The sequence below is a fragment of the Polaribacter sp. R77954 genome, from assembly GCF_044595335.1.
GTDB lineage: Bacteria > Bacteroidota > Bacteroidia > Flavobacteriales > Flavobacteriaceae > Polaribacter.
Genome location: NZ_CP138992.1, coordinates 539,437 through 552,657, shown reverse-complemented (window position 1 = coordinate 552,657; position 13,221 = coordinate 539,437). Strand labels below are relative to the sequence as shown.

Here is a 13,221-nt window from a genome sequence, read left to right as displayed (position 1 = left end):
AAAAAAAATAAAACTCGTAAGGTAAAATTTACTTTACGAGTTTTTTTATTTTAGTATATTTGATGCCTTAAAAACAACGAAACTATATGAAATTACTAGAAAATAAATCAGCAATAATAACTGGTGCAACCAGAGGAATAGGTAGAGGAATTGCTATTGAATTTGCAAAACAAGGTGCAAATGTAGCTTTTACGTATAGTTCTTCTGTAGATGCTGCAAAAGCCTTAGAAGAAGAATTAAAAGCCTTTGGGGTTTCTGCAAAAGGATATCAATCTAATGCTGCTGATTTTAATGCTGCTCAAGAATTAGCCAAAGAAGTACAAAAAGAATTTGGTGCTATAGATGTTTTAGTAAACAATGCAGGTATTACCAAAGACAATTTGTTAATGCGTATTTCTGAAGAAGATTTTGATAAAGTAATCGAAGTAAATTTAAAATCTGTTTTTAACCTAACTAAGGCAGTTATTAGACCAATGATGAAACAAAGAGCAGGTTCTATTATTAATATGAGTTCTGTTGTTGGTTTAAAAGGGAATGCTGGGCAAACCAATTATGCAGCATCTAAAGCTGGTATTGTTGGTTTTTCTAAATCAGTAGCTTTAGAGTTGGGCTCTAGAAATGTTAGAAGTAATGTTATTGCACCTGGTTTTATAGAAACTGAAATGACAGACAAACTAGATGAAAAAGTGGTACAAGGTTGGCGAGATTCAATTCCTTTAAAAAGAGGAGGGCAACCAATAGATATTGCAAATGCTTGTGTATTTTTAGCTTCTGATATGAGTGCTTATATTACTGGGCAAACGTTATCTGTAGATGGTGGAATGTTAACCTAAACTATAGTAACAAAGGTTAATTGACTGGTTAATAGATATTTAACACTTGCTTTTAGCAGGTGTTTTTTATTTGTCTAAACTTTTTTGTCAATCGTCTAAAGTAAATTATCACTTGTCTAATGATGCAGTTTTTTCAATATCTGCATTTTATCTTTACAGTGTTATACAAAATAAAAAACCTATTTACCCCTTTTTTGAACCCTTAAACCCTAAATATTTAATTTTTTATAAACCTGCAACATTTAACGTTGCAGGTTTTTTCTTTTTCGAATAGTTCTTTATATCTTTCCCATTAAAATAAATCTATTGCAGTCTACTTTGATTTTGTATATAATTTTAGCCGTATTTTTTAGTACAGCAATTGCGTATTTTCAATATTATTATAAGGTAAAAAATAAAGTGAAAGTTACTTTATTGCTATTCTTTTTAAAAGCGATAAGCTTATTTTTACTGTTATTATTATTGATAAACGTAAAGATCCAAAACCTAAAAACAACCAATGTAAAACCAACTCTATCGCTTTTGGTAGATGATTCTAAATCTATTTCATTTTTTAAAGAAAACAAATCAGTTAAGGATGTCATAAATGCTATAGCAACAAATAAAGAGATAACAAATAAATTTGAAATACAACAATTTGCTTTTGGAGACGAAATACAAGTAGTAGATAGCCTTACTTTTTCTAAACCACAAACTAATATTTCTAAAGCAATTCATAGCGTTAACGAATTTCAGAAAAATAAAATTGCTCCTATAGTATTAATTTCCGATGGCAATCAAACCATTGGTCAAGATTATGAGTTTATCAATTCTAAACAACCAATTTATCCAGTAATTGTTGGAGATACTATGGCGTATGCTGATGTAAAAATTAGCCAATTAAATGTAAATAGATACAGTTATATAAAAAATAAATTTCCTGTTGAAGTGATTTTAAATTACGAAGGAAAAAAAGACGTTACTACTCAATTTTCAATTTCAAAAAAAGGAAAAACAGTTTATAGAAAAAATGTACGTTTTTCACCTTCTAAAAAGTCGGTAACAGTAATAGCAAATTTAACATCAACCAAAGAAGGTATTCAATATTATACAGCATCAATCGCAAAAATTAATAACGAAAAAAATATTAAAAATAATACAAAAACTTTTTCGGTTAATGTTATTGATGAGCAAACCAAAGTGTTATTATTAACGTCTATTTTACACCCAGATTTGGGTGCTTTAAAAAAGTCGATAGAAAGTAATAAGCAACGTACAGTTGAAATAATAAATATAGATAATTTTAAAAATTCAATCGAAGATTATCAATTACTTGTTTTATATCAACCTGATGTTAGATTTAAAAACATAATTGATAAAATAAAACAAAAAAATAAAAATTATTTATTGGTTACAGGTGCTAAAACAGATTGGGATTTTATCAACCAAAAACAATTAGGATTTTATAAAAACGCAATCAATCAAACAGAAAATTATGGCGCTGTTTATAATGATGCCTTTTTAACTTTTTTACAAAATGATCTTGGTTTTAATGATGTTCCGCCTTTAAAAGATAAGTTTGGTGAGCTTACCATCTCTAAAGAACATCAAACATTATTGTTTCAAAATATTAATGGAGTTCAGTTGAATAGTCCTTTATTGGCAACGTTTGATACAAATAATCAAAAAAGTGGATTAATATTAGGAGAAGGCATTTGGAGATGGAGAGCCCATAGTTTTTTAAACACCAATTCTTTCGAAGATTTTGATAGGTTTATTGGTAATTTAACTCAATATTTGGCTTCGAATAAAAAAAGAGATCGTTTAGAAATAAATGCAGCATCTTTGTATCCTGCAAATTCTACAATTACCATTGCTGCTTTTTATACCGATAAAAATTATCAATTTGATGCAAGAGCAAATTTAGAAATTACCATCACAAATTCTAAAACAAACCAAGCTCTAAAAGTACCTTTTTCTTTAGTAAATAACTCTTTTCAAACCGAAATCGAAAATCTTCCTTCAGGTGATTACACCTACATAGTTACAGTTTTAGGGCAAAATATAAATAAATTTGGGCGTTTTAAAATTACAGATTATCAAATTGAAAACCAGTTTACAAACGCAAATAGCAACACACTGCAAAAATTGGCGGACAAATCAAAAGGTAGCTTGTATTACAAAAATCAAATAGACCAATTAATGCAAGAACTTTTGACTAATACCTCTTTTTATACCATTCAAAAAACATCTAAAACGCAACAAAATTTAATTGATTGGAAATGGATTTTAGCAGCAACCTTAGCATTACTTGCAGCAGAATGGTTTATCAGAAAATATTATGGAAAAATTTAACTTCTAGTTACATTGTCTTTGATGATTAGATGTCGTAAATTTGTTAAAATTAAAAATAGACAAAATGGCAAATAATCAAATGGAATTGAAGTTTCCAAAAGGAGGTATCTTTTTAGTAATCATAGCTATTGCAGTAATTATATTGTTTTCAAAATCAACAGTTACTATTGGGCCTGGAGAAGGTGGAGTAATTTTTGAAACTCTTGGTGATGGTATAAATACAGATAAATCTTATGGAGAGGGTTTTCATATTGTGGCACCTTGGAATAAGATGATTGTTAGAAAAGTTCGTCAGCAATCAGTTTCTGATGAAATGAATGTACTTTCTGTAAATGGTTTAGAAGTAAAAGTAAACGGTACAATTTGGTACGAACCAGAATTTGAAAACTTAGGTTTACTAATTAAAACAAAAGGAGAAGATTACGAACGCGAATTGTTAGACCCTGCAATTAACGCAGCTGCAAGAAGTGTTGTAGGACGTTACACACCAGAGCAATTATACTCTAGTAAAAGAGATGTAATTGAACAAGAAATTTTAGACGAGGTTACTAAATTATTGGCAGATCAATATTTAATTGTTAAACGTGTTTTGGTAGAAGATGTAAAATTACCAACAACAATTAGAACCGCTATTGAAACAAAATTAAAACAAGAGCAAGAATCTTTAGAGTACGAATTTAGAATTGCGAAAGCACAAAAAGAAGCAGAAAGACAAAAAATTGATGCAGAAGGTAAGGCTATTGCAAATAAAATTTTAAGTGCTTCTTTAACTGATAAAATATTACAAGAAAAAGGAATCGAAGCGACTTTAGAGTTATCGAAGTCACCAAATAGCAAAGTGATTGTTATTGGTTCTGGAGAAAGTGGAATGCCAATTATATTAGGAAATAACTAAATTCAGAGGCTTTATGGTTGATAAATATCATCCATTTTAATAGTCAATAGAATAACTTGTCAATATTACTGTAAATTGGTAAGTAACATTAAAATAAGAAGAGATTGGAGTGTATCCAGTCTCTTCTTTTTTTATTAAGCGAATTCGCATTGCTTTATAATGTTGATAAATATTCGTTTTTTTAATTACTTTTTTAATAGGTATATAAAGGATGTTTTTTATTTATAATATGCTTTTAAAACAGATTTTCTACCTATAGTTTTTGTGATGATATCCTTTTCTAAATCCCAACCACGAGCAGGAGAATATTCACGTCCATACCAAATAATTTGTAAATGTAAATCGTTCCACAATTCTTCAGGAAATAATCGTTTTGCATCTTTTTCAGTTTGCTGAACGTTTTTGCCATTGGTTAAATTCCACCTATACATTAACCTGTGAATATGAGTATCTACAGGAAAAGCAGGTACACCAAATGCTTGACTCATTACTACGCTTGCTGTTTTGTGTCCTACAGCTGGTAATTCTTCTAAACCATCAAAAGATTTAGGTACTTCTCCATTGTATTTCTCAATTAAAATTTTAGACAAGCCATAAATTCCTTTACTTTTCATAGGCGATAAACCACAAGGACGAATAATTGCTTTTATTTCTTCAACGGACATTTTAACCATGTCAAAAGGGTTGTCTGCCTTTGCAAATAGTAATGGTGTAATTTGATTTACACGAACATCTGTACATTGAGCAGACAATAAAACAGCCACTAAAAGTGTATAAGGATCTTTATGATCTAATGGTATAGGAATTTCAGGATATAAATCTTGTAGCGTTTTTATAACAAATTCAACTCGTTCTTGCTTAGTCATTTTAGTGTTAATTATATAACAAAAATAAGCATCTAATTCTGATTACTATTCTTAAAATTGTACTTTTGTTTATATTATGTACAAAAAAATAAAACAAAATGACATCATTAAAAATAGGAGATGCAGCTCCACAATTTGAAGCAAAAGATAATTCTGGCAATATCATAAAATTAGCAGATTACTCAGGTAAAAAATTAGTGCTATTTTTTTATCCTAAAGCAAGTACACCTGGTTGCACAGCAGAGGCTTGTAATTTAAGAGATAATTATCAATCCTTTTTAGCAAAAGGATATGACGTTTTGGGTGTAAGTGCAGATTCTGCAAAAAGACAACAAAATTTTATCAATAAAAACGAATTGCCTTTTCCATTATTGGCGGATGAAGATAAAACCGTAATTGAAGCGTTTAATGTTTGGGGACCTAAAAAATTTATGGGACGTGAATATGATGGCATTCACAGAACGACTTTTGTTATAGATGAAAACGGAGTTATAGAAGATGTAATTACCAAAGTAAAAACCAAGGCACATTCAGCCCAAATTATAGAGTAAATATTGTTTTATTTATAACAACAAAAAAGAGGAAAATGACCAAGTCGTTTTCCTCTTTTTTTTGATTGTATATTTATCTTATAATTGAATAGAAAGCCCTATTATAATTTGGTTTACTCTTGTATCGTATTCAACATTTCCTAAATTACCAGCAAAAGAAGATTCTATGTCAGAAAAACCTCTTTCCCAACGAACATCAATACCTAATTTACCTAATTCGATACCACCCCCAAATTGTAAACCAACTGTAAATCCGTCTGCATCAACATCCGAAATATTGTCAATTCCAAAATCAGAATCTAAGATATACTGAAAAGATGGTCCAATAAAAACGTTACCTATTCCAAAAATCTTTTTACCTAACAATACAGGAATATCAATTTTTTGAAAAGTGTGAGTGGTTGTTTCATTTGGTGATTGTATATAAATTACTTCGTTTTCTAAGTTGGTGTATACCAACTCTGGCCTAACATATAAGCCTAAAACAGGTACTTTTAATCGTGTCCAAACACCAATATGATAACCTGTTTTACTTTTTGCACCTCTAAAAAGGTCATCGCCAACTGCATTTACACCCTCTACAGAGTTAGAGTTGTAATTTACACCACCTTTTATACCATAATTAAACTGTGCGTTAGAAGTTTGACTTAGTGCGAAAGCCAATACCATAAATACGATTACTTTTTTCATAATTTAAAATTTTAGTTAATGTAAAGACGCTTTAAAAACAAAACGTTATTATTTTCTAGAAATTACTTTTTTAACCGCTTTTACAACTGCAACTGCATCTAAACCATACTTTGCCATTAAATCTGCAGGTGTACCAGATTCACCAAAAGTATCATCTGTAGCTACAAATTCTTGTGGGGTAGGTGTGTTTACAGCTAAAGTTCTAGCAACACTTTCTCCTAAACCTCCTAATTTATTATGCTCTTCTGCAGTAACAATACAACCTGTTTTTGCTACAGATTTTAGAATAATTTCTTCGTCTAAAGGTTTAATAGTATGTATATTAATTACTTCTGCAGAAATTCCATCAGCTTCTAATTGTTCAGCAGCTAAAATAGATTCCCACACTAAATGACCTGTTGCTACAATAGTTACATCTGTTCCTTCATTTAATAAAATTCCTTTTCCAATTTCAAACTTTGCGTCTTCTGGCATAAAAACAGGAACTTTTGGACGACCAAAACGTAAATATACAGGCCCTTCAAAATCTGCAATTGCAATGGTAGCAGCTTTGGTTTGGTTATAGTCACAAGGATTAATCACGGTCATGCCAGGTAACATTTTCATTAAACCAATGTCTTCTAATATTTGGTGTGTTGCACCATCTTCACCTAAAGTTACCCCTGCATGAGAAGCACAAACTTTTACATTTTTGTTAGAATATGCAATTGATTGACGAATTTGATCGTAAACTCTACCTGTAGAGAAATTTGCAAATGTACCTGTAAAAGGAATTTTGCCACCAATGGTTAAGCCAGCTGCAATACCCATCATGTTTGCTTCTGCAATACCTACTTGAAAAAATCGATCTGGATTTTCTTTAATAAATTGATTCATTTTTAAAGAACCTATTAAATCTGCACATAAAGCAACTACGTTTTCGTTTGTTCTTCCTAATTCTGTTAAACCATCACCAAAACCAGAACGTGTATCTTTTTTTTCTGTGTAAGTGTATTTTTTCATTGTAAAGTATGTATTGTAAAATTTGCAGTAAAAGTACTCTTTTATTTTGCTTTTAAGAAAAGAAAATCGTGTTATGCTTAAAGATTTTTTAATAAAGTATCAACTCTAATAATAAACTATAAGCTTATAATTTTATTAATGCCTCGTAAAGTTTTTGTACGGGTAAACCTACTACATTAAAATAGCTACCTTCTATTTTATGAATGCCTATAAAACCTATCCATTCTTGAATTCCATAGGCACCAGCTTTATCAAAAGGTTTGTAATTGTTAATGTAATAATTTATTTCATCATCTGTTAATGCTTTAAATGAAACTGTTGTAGTATCATTTATAAGTTGTTGGGTGTTTTTACTTTTTATACTTACAGAGGTGATTACTTTGTGTTGTTTACCAGATAAAGAACGTAACATTTTGTATGCTTCTTTATGGTTTTTAGGTTTCCCTAATGCAACACCATCTAACCAAACTATAGTATCTGAAGTAATTAAAATATCTTTGGCAGATAAATTGGTAAATGCTTTTGATTTTAAATCAGCCAAATAATCTGTGATTTCGCTGCCCTTCAATTCCTTTGGATAAATTTCTTCAATAGGTTTTAATTGAATGGTAAAATCGATGTCTAAATCTTTAAAAAACTGCTGTCTTCTTGGAGATCCAGAGGCTAAAATAATACGATATTCGTGTAGTTTTTCTCTAAGCATTAAAGCTTTTCTTTATTCTGGCTAAATCTCGTTTGCTATCTCTGTCTTTAATTACATTTCGTTTATCGTGTGTTTGTTTACCTTTAGCTAACGCAATTTCTAGCTTAGCAAATCCCCTATCATTAATAAATAATTTTAAAGGTACAATAGTATTTCCTTTGGCTTCAACATCCTTTTTTAAACTCCGTAATTCACGTTTGTTTAATAATAATCTACGTTCACTTTTTGGGTTGTGATTAAAATGATGCCCAAACATATATTCTTGAATATACATGTTGATGATAAATAATTCACCACGATCATTAAATTCGCAAAAACTTTCAGTAATTCTTGCCTGACTATTTCTAATCGATTTTATTTCGGTTCCTGTTAATTGAATTCCTGCAATGTATTTGTCTAGAATTTCATATTCGAAACGCGCTTTTTTATTCTGTATGTTTATTTTTTTCTGCACTAAACAGATCGTTTTTAAATTTATACAAAGATACATATTTACTTTGGCGAAAGAAATGTAATTTTGAAGTCTATTTAGTGACCAATTGAAACAAAAAACCATGCGATATTTTTATTTCTTATTATTAATTTTCATCATTTCGTGCAAACCAGCTGAAAAAAAACTGACAGCACAACAAATCATAGATCATAGTATTTTAACTTCTAATAGTAATAAAGTAGCAAGTTCAGAAATTATGTTTAGGTTTAGAGATAAAAGCTACAAAGCATTTCGAAAAAATGGAAAATTTGAACTTTCAAGAAGTTTCGATTCTGTGGTAGATGTTTTAAATAATGATGGTTTTAGAAGATTTATCAATAATAAATTAATTGAAATTGAAGACTCTACAGCTTTTGTATACGCTAATGCAATTAATTCTGTGCATTATTTTTCGGTGTTGCCTTTTGGTTTAAATGATAAAGCCGTTCATAAAAAATTATTAACATCATCTACAATACACAATAAAGAATACTATAAAGTAGAAATTACGTTTTCGGAAGATGGAGGAGGAGAAGATTTTGAAGATGTTTTTATATATTGGATTGGTAAAGACGATTTTTTAGTGGATTATTTAGCCTATTCATATCACACTAATGGTGGTGGAAAACGTTTTAGGGTCTTAAAAGAGCAGTGTAATGTAAACGGAATACGATTTGTAGATTACTATAATTATAAGCCAAAAAACAATAAAATTGAATTAGTTAATATAGATAAGGCTTTTGAGAATAATCAATTAAAAAAGGTTTCTGAAATTATTTTAGAAAATATTAAGGTGGTGATTTTAGATTAATAACTTTATTTTGAGTTAATTAGAAATAGTAATAATACAAATATTATAGCAATGAATGTTAGAACTTGGATAATGATCATTATAAATGTTTTGGTTGTATTTGTAGTATTATTTATATCAGCTATTTTTTATAAGGAGTTTTCAAAAGTTTTAGATAATCGTGTTTTACAACAATTAAACTCTATAAAAACATTAAAATATATTCAATTTGAAGAGTTGTTAAATTCTGAATGGGAAAATTTTAAAGTAGATTCTGTTTATAATAATGCTGAATTTATTATCCCAAAAGAAAAATATGTTAAACCAGGCATTTATGATTTAACACATTTACACCCAAATCAAGAAACGTCTATCACTTTTATAAAAACAGAAAATGGTAAAAGAAAAGCAAGTGTTTTACCTTATCAAAAAATAAAGGATATTTTATTAGAAAGAACAGGAATGGGCTTAAGTGGTGAATCTTATTTAGTTGGTAACGATTATAGATTACGCTCACAATCTCGTTTTTTTCCTAACAAAACGCCCAATAGTATTGTTTGCAAAACAGAAGGCGCACTCAATGCCATTAAAGGGATAAAACAAACAGCTATTTTTCCAGATTATAGAGGCGTTTCTGTATACAGTGCTTATCAACCTATAAAAATATCGAATTTAAATTGGGGTATTTTATCTGAAATGGATGTTGAAGAAGTTGAAATACCTCTAACTGAAATGCGTCATAAACTTATTATTATTATAATTTGTATTCTTATACTTGCTGTAATTCTTTCTTTATTTTTAACAAAAATTATTACAAACCCAATCATTAAAATGAAAGAAAATTTAATGGTTATGGCAAAAGGTAATTATGTTGATGATACTAGTGCTAGTAATTTTTCAAAAAAACCCAAAGAAATTAACGAAATGTTTGAGGCCTTAACCAGTCTTAAAGTGGCGCTTTCTGGTGCTGTTGATTTTTCTGTAGAGATAGGAAACATGAACTTACAAGCAAACTATAACCCTAAAAGTGCTGATGATTTATTGGGTCATACACTTTTAAAAATGCGTCAAAAATTAATTGCGTTTAGAAATAAAGAACAAAAAATAAATCTTTTAAATAAAAGAATTTTAGTAGAAAGGTTAGAAGATGAACGCCAAAAATTAGCTAGAGAATTACATGATGGTATAGGTCCTTTTTTAACGTCTTTAAAATTTTATGTGCAAAATTATGTAGATGATGGTATCCATAAAAAGGAAATAAAAAATAGGATTGATGAAACTATTACAGAGGTAAGGTCTATGACCAACGCTTTAATGCCATCTACTTTAGAGGATTTTGGTTTAGGAGCTACCTTAAAAAATTATATTGATGCGATAAGTTTATCTGTACAAATTCAAATTAATTTTGAAGATTTATCTAAAAAAAATGATTCAAATATTGCTAACAAACAAGCTGTAAACCTGTTTAGAATTGTTCAAGAGTTAATCAATAACACCATAAAACACGCAAACGCTACCCAAGTAATTGTTACGCTTTCTGAGTTTGATGATTTTATATCTTTATATTATTTTGATAATGGATGTGGTTTTGATTTAAAAACAATAAAACGAGGTTCTGGAATTACAAACATAAAAGAAAGAGTAGAAATTTTTAATGGTAAAATAGATATCAACTCCAACAAAGGCAATACTGTTTTTGTTATTGAACTACCAATATAAATATGGATAAAATTATTAAAGTAATCATTGCAGACGATCATGATCTTTTTAGAGTAGGTTTATCAGAATTGCTAAAAAAAAATAAAGATATTCTTATTGTTGATACAGTTTCTGACGGAGAACAACTAATGCATCTGATAAAAAAAATAAAGGATATTGATCTTATTTTGTTAGACATTACCATGCCAAATTTAGATGGTTTTGCGGTTTTAAAAGAAATAAAAAAGACAAATACGCAGGCAAAACCAATTATTATTTCGATGCATAATGAAGGCAATTACATCGCCAAATGTGCAAAAGATGGTGCCTATGGATATTTGCTAAAAAATGCAGATGAACAAGAATTGTTAAAAAGTATTAGAACTGTTGCTCAAGGTAAAAAGTATTTTAGTGCAGAAATATCAGAAAAAATGATCAATTTTATGTCTGAAAATCCAATCAGTGCTCATATTTTAACCAATAAAGAAACAGAAGTACTTCAACTTATAGCAAAGGGGATGACTACTAAAGAAATTGCCTCTCAATTATTTGTAAGTACAAGAACAATAGAAACGCATAGAGCCAACATCTTAAAAAAAATTGAAGTAAAAAACACAGCAGAACTAATTAAAAAGGCAACAGATTATAAACTTTTATAAAATATCCGTATAAATACGGATAATAAATTACCAACTTTCTCATATCATAAAAACCTAGGTTTCATGTCTAAATTTGAAGTAGTTAAACAATAGTGTTTGGCATAACTTTAAAACAACAACAACATGAAAAATTTAGTTTTAGTATTTGCATTTGTTTTTATTTCAACATCTATTTTTGCCCAAAAACGAAAAGATTTAAAAGGGCCTGCATATAAAAATTACAAAGCTTGGAAACATACATCTGAACCAACACCAGTTTTTGTTGGTACCAATAAAAAAGACTTAAAAGGGCCTGCTTATAAAAACTATAAACCTTGGCGAGATAACAGTAAAAAAACAAAAATTATAGCAGTGTCTAGCAAAAGAAGCAAACTTACTGGCCCAGCATATAAGAATTACAAACCTTGGAGAGACGACCAATAAAAACGTTGTTGTTTAGCATCTTAAGTATTAAAAAGATTTTATTCTATAAAACCTCAAGATTTTCTCTTGAGGTTTTTCTTAATAAATCTATTCATTTAAAGGGTTTTAATAATGACAGTTTTTGATAAAATAAAATGGATTTTAGGGGTTTTAATAATTTTTGTATTGATAATTACAACAAACTTAATCGATAAAGATAATTTTACACGAGTAAAAGATACTGCACTCACTATTTATGAAGATAGACTTATTGCTAAAGATTTAATTTTTAAAGTTTCTAATAAAATTAACACTAAAGAAGTTGCTATTATTAGTAATAATTTAGATTTTTTTCAAAATGAAAATAAAAGCTTAAATAAAGAAATTGATAACTTACTTTTTAGTTTTGAACAAACAAATTTAACAACCGAAGAAAGCTATGTTTTTAATGATTTAAAAGAACAAATCAACGCACTAAAAACGTTAGAAAAGCCTCATTTAAAGAAGTCAAATAGTGCCTATCATAAAAGCTACCTCAATATTATTTTACAAATAAAAAAGAACCTTATAAATTTGTCTGAAATTCAGCTCAGAGAAGGAGCTAGATTAATGGCGGTAAGTAAAAAAGCACTTTCTACAATAGAGTTATTTACTCAAATTGAAATTTATTTTTTAGTTTTCTTGGCAGTTATTGTACAAATTATAATTATTTATAATCCTAAAAAGAAAACATAGTTGTCTAAAAATAGCGTTTATTTTTCAACTTTTTCAATTCTACTTTCTTTATCATCACCAGAAATAGTTACAATATATAAGCTAGAGTTGTCATTATCATCCATATTTTCATAAATATCATTTCCTAATATTTTATTTGCAAAAACAGGTGTTGTATTGCTATGCCCAACAACTAAAACCGATTTTCCTTTCGTTTCTGCTTTAAAAACAGAATCGTACATATTTCTTGGATCATAATATTGTATTCTTAATTTTTTAGTCATGGCTGTTGGAGTTGCGGTTTCCATTGTTCTAAAATATTTTGTAGAATACACAGCATCAATTTGAATGTCTTCAAAATAATTTGCCCAACCTTGCGCTCTTTTTTCGCCTTCAAAATTTAAATTTGGGTTACCATTGGATTGGTCTGTTCTATCTTTTTCTGCATGACGAATTAAATAATACGTTGTGGTTTCGCCAGTAGTGCAAGAAAGTAAAAGGCTAAAAGTAAATATAAAAAGAAAGAAATATTTTTTCATTGGGTTGATTTAGAACACGAATATAATCAAAAAAGAAAAAGTGATGTTTTTTAAGACACCACTTTTTCAAAAT

General features: G+C 28.9%; 15 protein-coding genes. 9 read left to right on the top strand and 6 right to left on the bottom strand.

What is annotated here, in order from left to right; genetic code table 11:
- The first annotated feature begins 86 nt into the window (after positions 1-86).
- The 3 genes from fabG (at position 87) to SJY27_RS02405 (ending at position 4,062) form a co-directional block, all read left to right on the top strand.
- Complete coding sequence (fabG, locus tag SJY27_RS02415) at positions 87-833, top strand: 3-oxoacyl-[acyl-carrier-protein] reductase (protein ID WP_397446657.1); 747 nt, start codon at positions 87-89, stop codon at positions 831-833.
- 462 nt (positions 834-1,295) lie between these two features.
- A complete protein-coding gene (locus SJY27_RS02410) occupies positions 1,296-3,167 on the top strand; it encodes a VWA domain-containing protein (protein ID WP_397446656.1) in 1,872 nt (623 codons plus the stop codon).
- Between the two features lie 64 nt (positions 3,168-3,231).
- Positions 3,232-4,062: a prohibitin family protein gene (locus SJY27_RS02405; RefSeq protein WP_397446655.1), complete on the top strand. Its 831-nt coding sequence runs from the start codon at positions 3,232-3,234 to the stop codon at positions 4,060-4,062.
- A 218-nt stretch (positions 4,063-4,280) separates the two neighbouring features.
- Here the strand turns inward: SJY27_RS02405 and nth are convergent, their stop codons facing one another.
- Complete coding sequence (gene nth / locus SJY27_RS02400; RefSeq protein ID WP_397446654.1) at positions 4,281-4,928, bottom strand: endonuclease III domain-containing protein; 648 nt, start codon at positions 4,926-4,928, stop codon at positions 4,281-4,283.
- 98 nt (positions 4,929-5,026) lie between these two features.
- On the opposite strand from nth, the gene bcp reads away from it, so the two are divergent.
- Positions 5,027-5,479 (top strand): thioredoxin-dependent thiol peroxidase, encoded by a 453-nt coding sequence (gene bcp, locus SJY27_RS02395; protein ID WP_397446653.1) that lies wholly within the window; start codon positions 5,027-5,029, stop codon positions 5,477-5,479.
- A gap of 78 nt (positions 5,480-5,557) precedes the next feature.
- Here the strand turns inward: bcp and SJY27_RS02390 are convergent, their stop codons facing one another.
- The 4 genes from SJY27_RS02390 to smpB all read right to left on the bottom strand — a co-directional run bounded on the left by SJY27_RS02390 (position 5,558) and on the right by smpB (position 8,328).
- On the bottom strand, positions 5,558-6,169 hold the full coding sequence (locus tag SJY27_RS02390; RefSeq protein ID WP_397446652.1) for a porin family protein: 612 nt from the start codon (positions 6,167-6,169) through the stop codon (positions 5,558-5,560).
- Between the two features lie 48 nt (positions 6,170-6,217).
- Positions 6,218-7,171: a transketolase family protein gene (locus SJY27_RS02385; RefSeq protein ID WP_397446651.1), complete on the bottom strand. Its 954-nt coding sequence runs from the start codon at positions 7,169-7,171 to the stop codon at positions 6,218-6,220.
- 124 nt (positions 7,172-7,295) lie between these two features.
- Complete coding sequence (locus tag SJY27_RS02380; protein WP_397446650.1) at positions 7,296-7,874, bottom strand: Maf-like protein; 579 nt, start codon at positions 7,872-7,874, stop codon at positions 7,296-7,298.
- Positions 7,867-8,328, bottom strand: coding sequence for an SsrA-binding protein SmpB (gene smpB / locus SJY27_RS02375; RefSeq protein WP_397446649.1), 462 nt, complete (start codon positions 8,326-8,328; stop codon positions 7,867-7,869). The genes SJY27_RS02380 and smpB overlap by 8 nt, the downstream gene beginning before the upstream one ends.
- A 100-nt stretch (positions 8,329-8,428) precedes the next feature.
- Here smpB and SJY27_RS02370 point away from each other — a divergent pair, with 100 nt between their 5' ends.
- From SJY27_RS02370 to SJY27_RS02350, 5 genes are all read left to right on the top strand, one after another.
- A complete protein-coding gene (locus SJY27_RS02370) occupies positions 8,429-9,157 on the top strand; it encodes a DUF6503 family protein (protein ID WP_397446648.1) in 729 nt (242 codons plus the stop codon).
- A 72-nt stretch (positions 9,158-9,229) separates the two neighbouring features.
- Complete coding sequence (locus SJY27_RS02365) at positions 9,230-10,855, top strand: sensor histidine kinase (protein ID WP_397446647.1); 1,626 nt, start codon at positions 9,230-9,232, stop codon at positions 10,853-10,855.
- 2 nt (positions 10,856-10,857) lie between these two features.
- Positions 10,858-11,493 carry a response regulator gene (locus SJY27_RS02360; RefSeq protein WP_397446646.1) on the top strand — a complete coding sequence of 212 codons (636 nt, stop codon included), beginning with the start codon at positions 10,858-10,860 and terminating at the stop codon, positions 11,491-11,493.
- Positions 11,494-11,616: 123 nt separating this feature from the next.
- Positions 11,617-11,916 carry a hypothetical protein gene (locus SJY27_RS02355; RefSeq protein WP_397446645.1) on the top strand — a complete coding sequence of 100 codons (300 nt, stop codon included), beginning with the start codon at positions 11,617-11,619 and terminating at the stop codon, positions 11,914-11,916.
- Between the two features lie 111 nt (positions 11,917-12,027).
- A complete protein-coding gene (locus SJY27_RS02350) occupies positions 12,028-12,630 on the top strand; it encodes an MCP four helix bundle domain-containing protein (protein WP_397446644.1) in 603 nt (200 codons plus the stop codon).
- 17 nt (positions 12,631-12,647) lie between these two features.
- Here SJY27_RS02350 and SJY27_RS02345 read toward each other — a convergent pair whose 3' ends face one another.
- Positions 12,648-13,148 carry a SixA phosphatase family protein gene (locus tag SJY27_RS02345; RefSeq protein WP_397446643.1) on the bottom strand — a complete coding sequence of 167 codons (501 nt, stop codon included), beginning with the start codon at positions 13,146-13,148 and terminating at the stop codon, positions 12,648-12,650.
- Between the last annotated feature and the right edge of the window lie 73 nt (positions 13,149-13,221).

Coding starts and splice junctions, on each gene's coding strand:
- SJY27_RS02365 (WP_397446647.1), top strand. CDS start 9,230: ATGATCATTATAAATGTTTTGGTTGTATTTGTAGTATTATTTATATCA.
- SJY27_RS02355 (WP_397446645.1), top strand. CDS start 11,617: ATGAAAAATTTAGTTTTAGTATTTGCATTTGTTTTTATTTCAACATCT.
- SJY27_RS02345 (WP_397446643.1), bottom strand. CDS start 13,148: ATGAAAAAATATTTCTTTCTTTTTATATTTACTTTTAGCCTTTTACTT.
- bcp (WP_397446653.1), top strand. CDS start 5,027: ATGACATCATTAAAAATAGGAGATGCAGCTCCACAATTTGAAGCAAAA.
- SJY27_RS02405 (WP_397446655.1), top strand. CDS start 3,232: ATGGCAAATAATCAAATGGAATTGAAGTTTCCAAAAGGAGGTATCTTT.
- SJY27_RS02370 (WP_397446648.1), top strand. CDS start 8,429: ATGCGATATTTTTATTTCTTATTATTAATTTTCATCATTTCGTGCAAA.
- SJY27_RS02390 (WP_397446652.1), bottom strand. CDS start 6,169: ATGAAAAAAGTAATCGTATTTATGGTATTGGCTTTCGCACTAAGTCAA.
- nth (WP_397446654.1), bottom strand. CDS start 4,928: ATGACTAAGCAAGAACGAGTTGAATTTGTTATAAAAACGCTACAAGAT.
- SJY27_RS02385 (WP_397446651.1), bottom strand. CDS start 7,171: ATGAAAAAATACACTTACACAGAAAAAAAAGATACACGTTCTGGTTTT.
- SJY27_RS02360 (WP_397446646.1), top strand. CDS start 10,858: ATGGATAAAATTATTAAAGTAATCATTGCAGACGATCATGATCTTTTT.
- fabG (WP_397446657.1), top strand. CDS start 87: ATGAAATTACTAGAAAATAAATCAGCAATAATAACTGGTGCAACCAGA.
- SJY27_RS02350 (WP_397446644.1), top strand. CDS start 12,028: ATGACAGTTTTTGATAAAATAAAATGGATTTTAGGGGTTTTAATAATT.
- SJY27_RS02380 (WP_397446650.1), bottom strand. CDS start 7,874: ATGCTTAGAGAAAAACTACACGAATATCGTATTATTTTAGCCTCTGGA.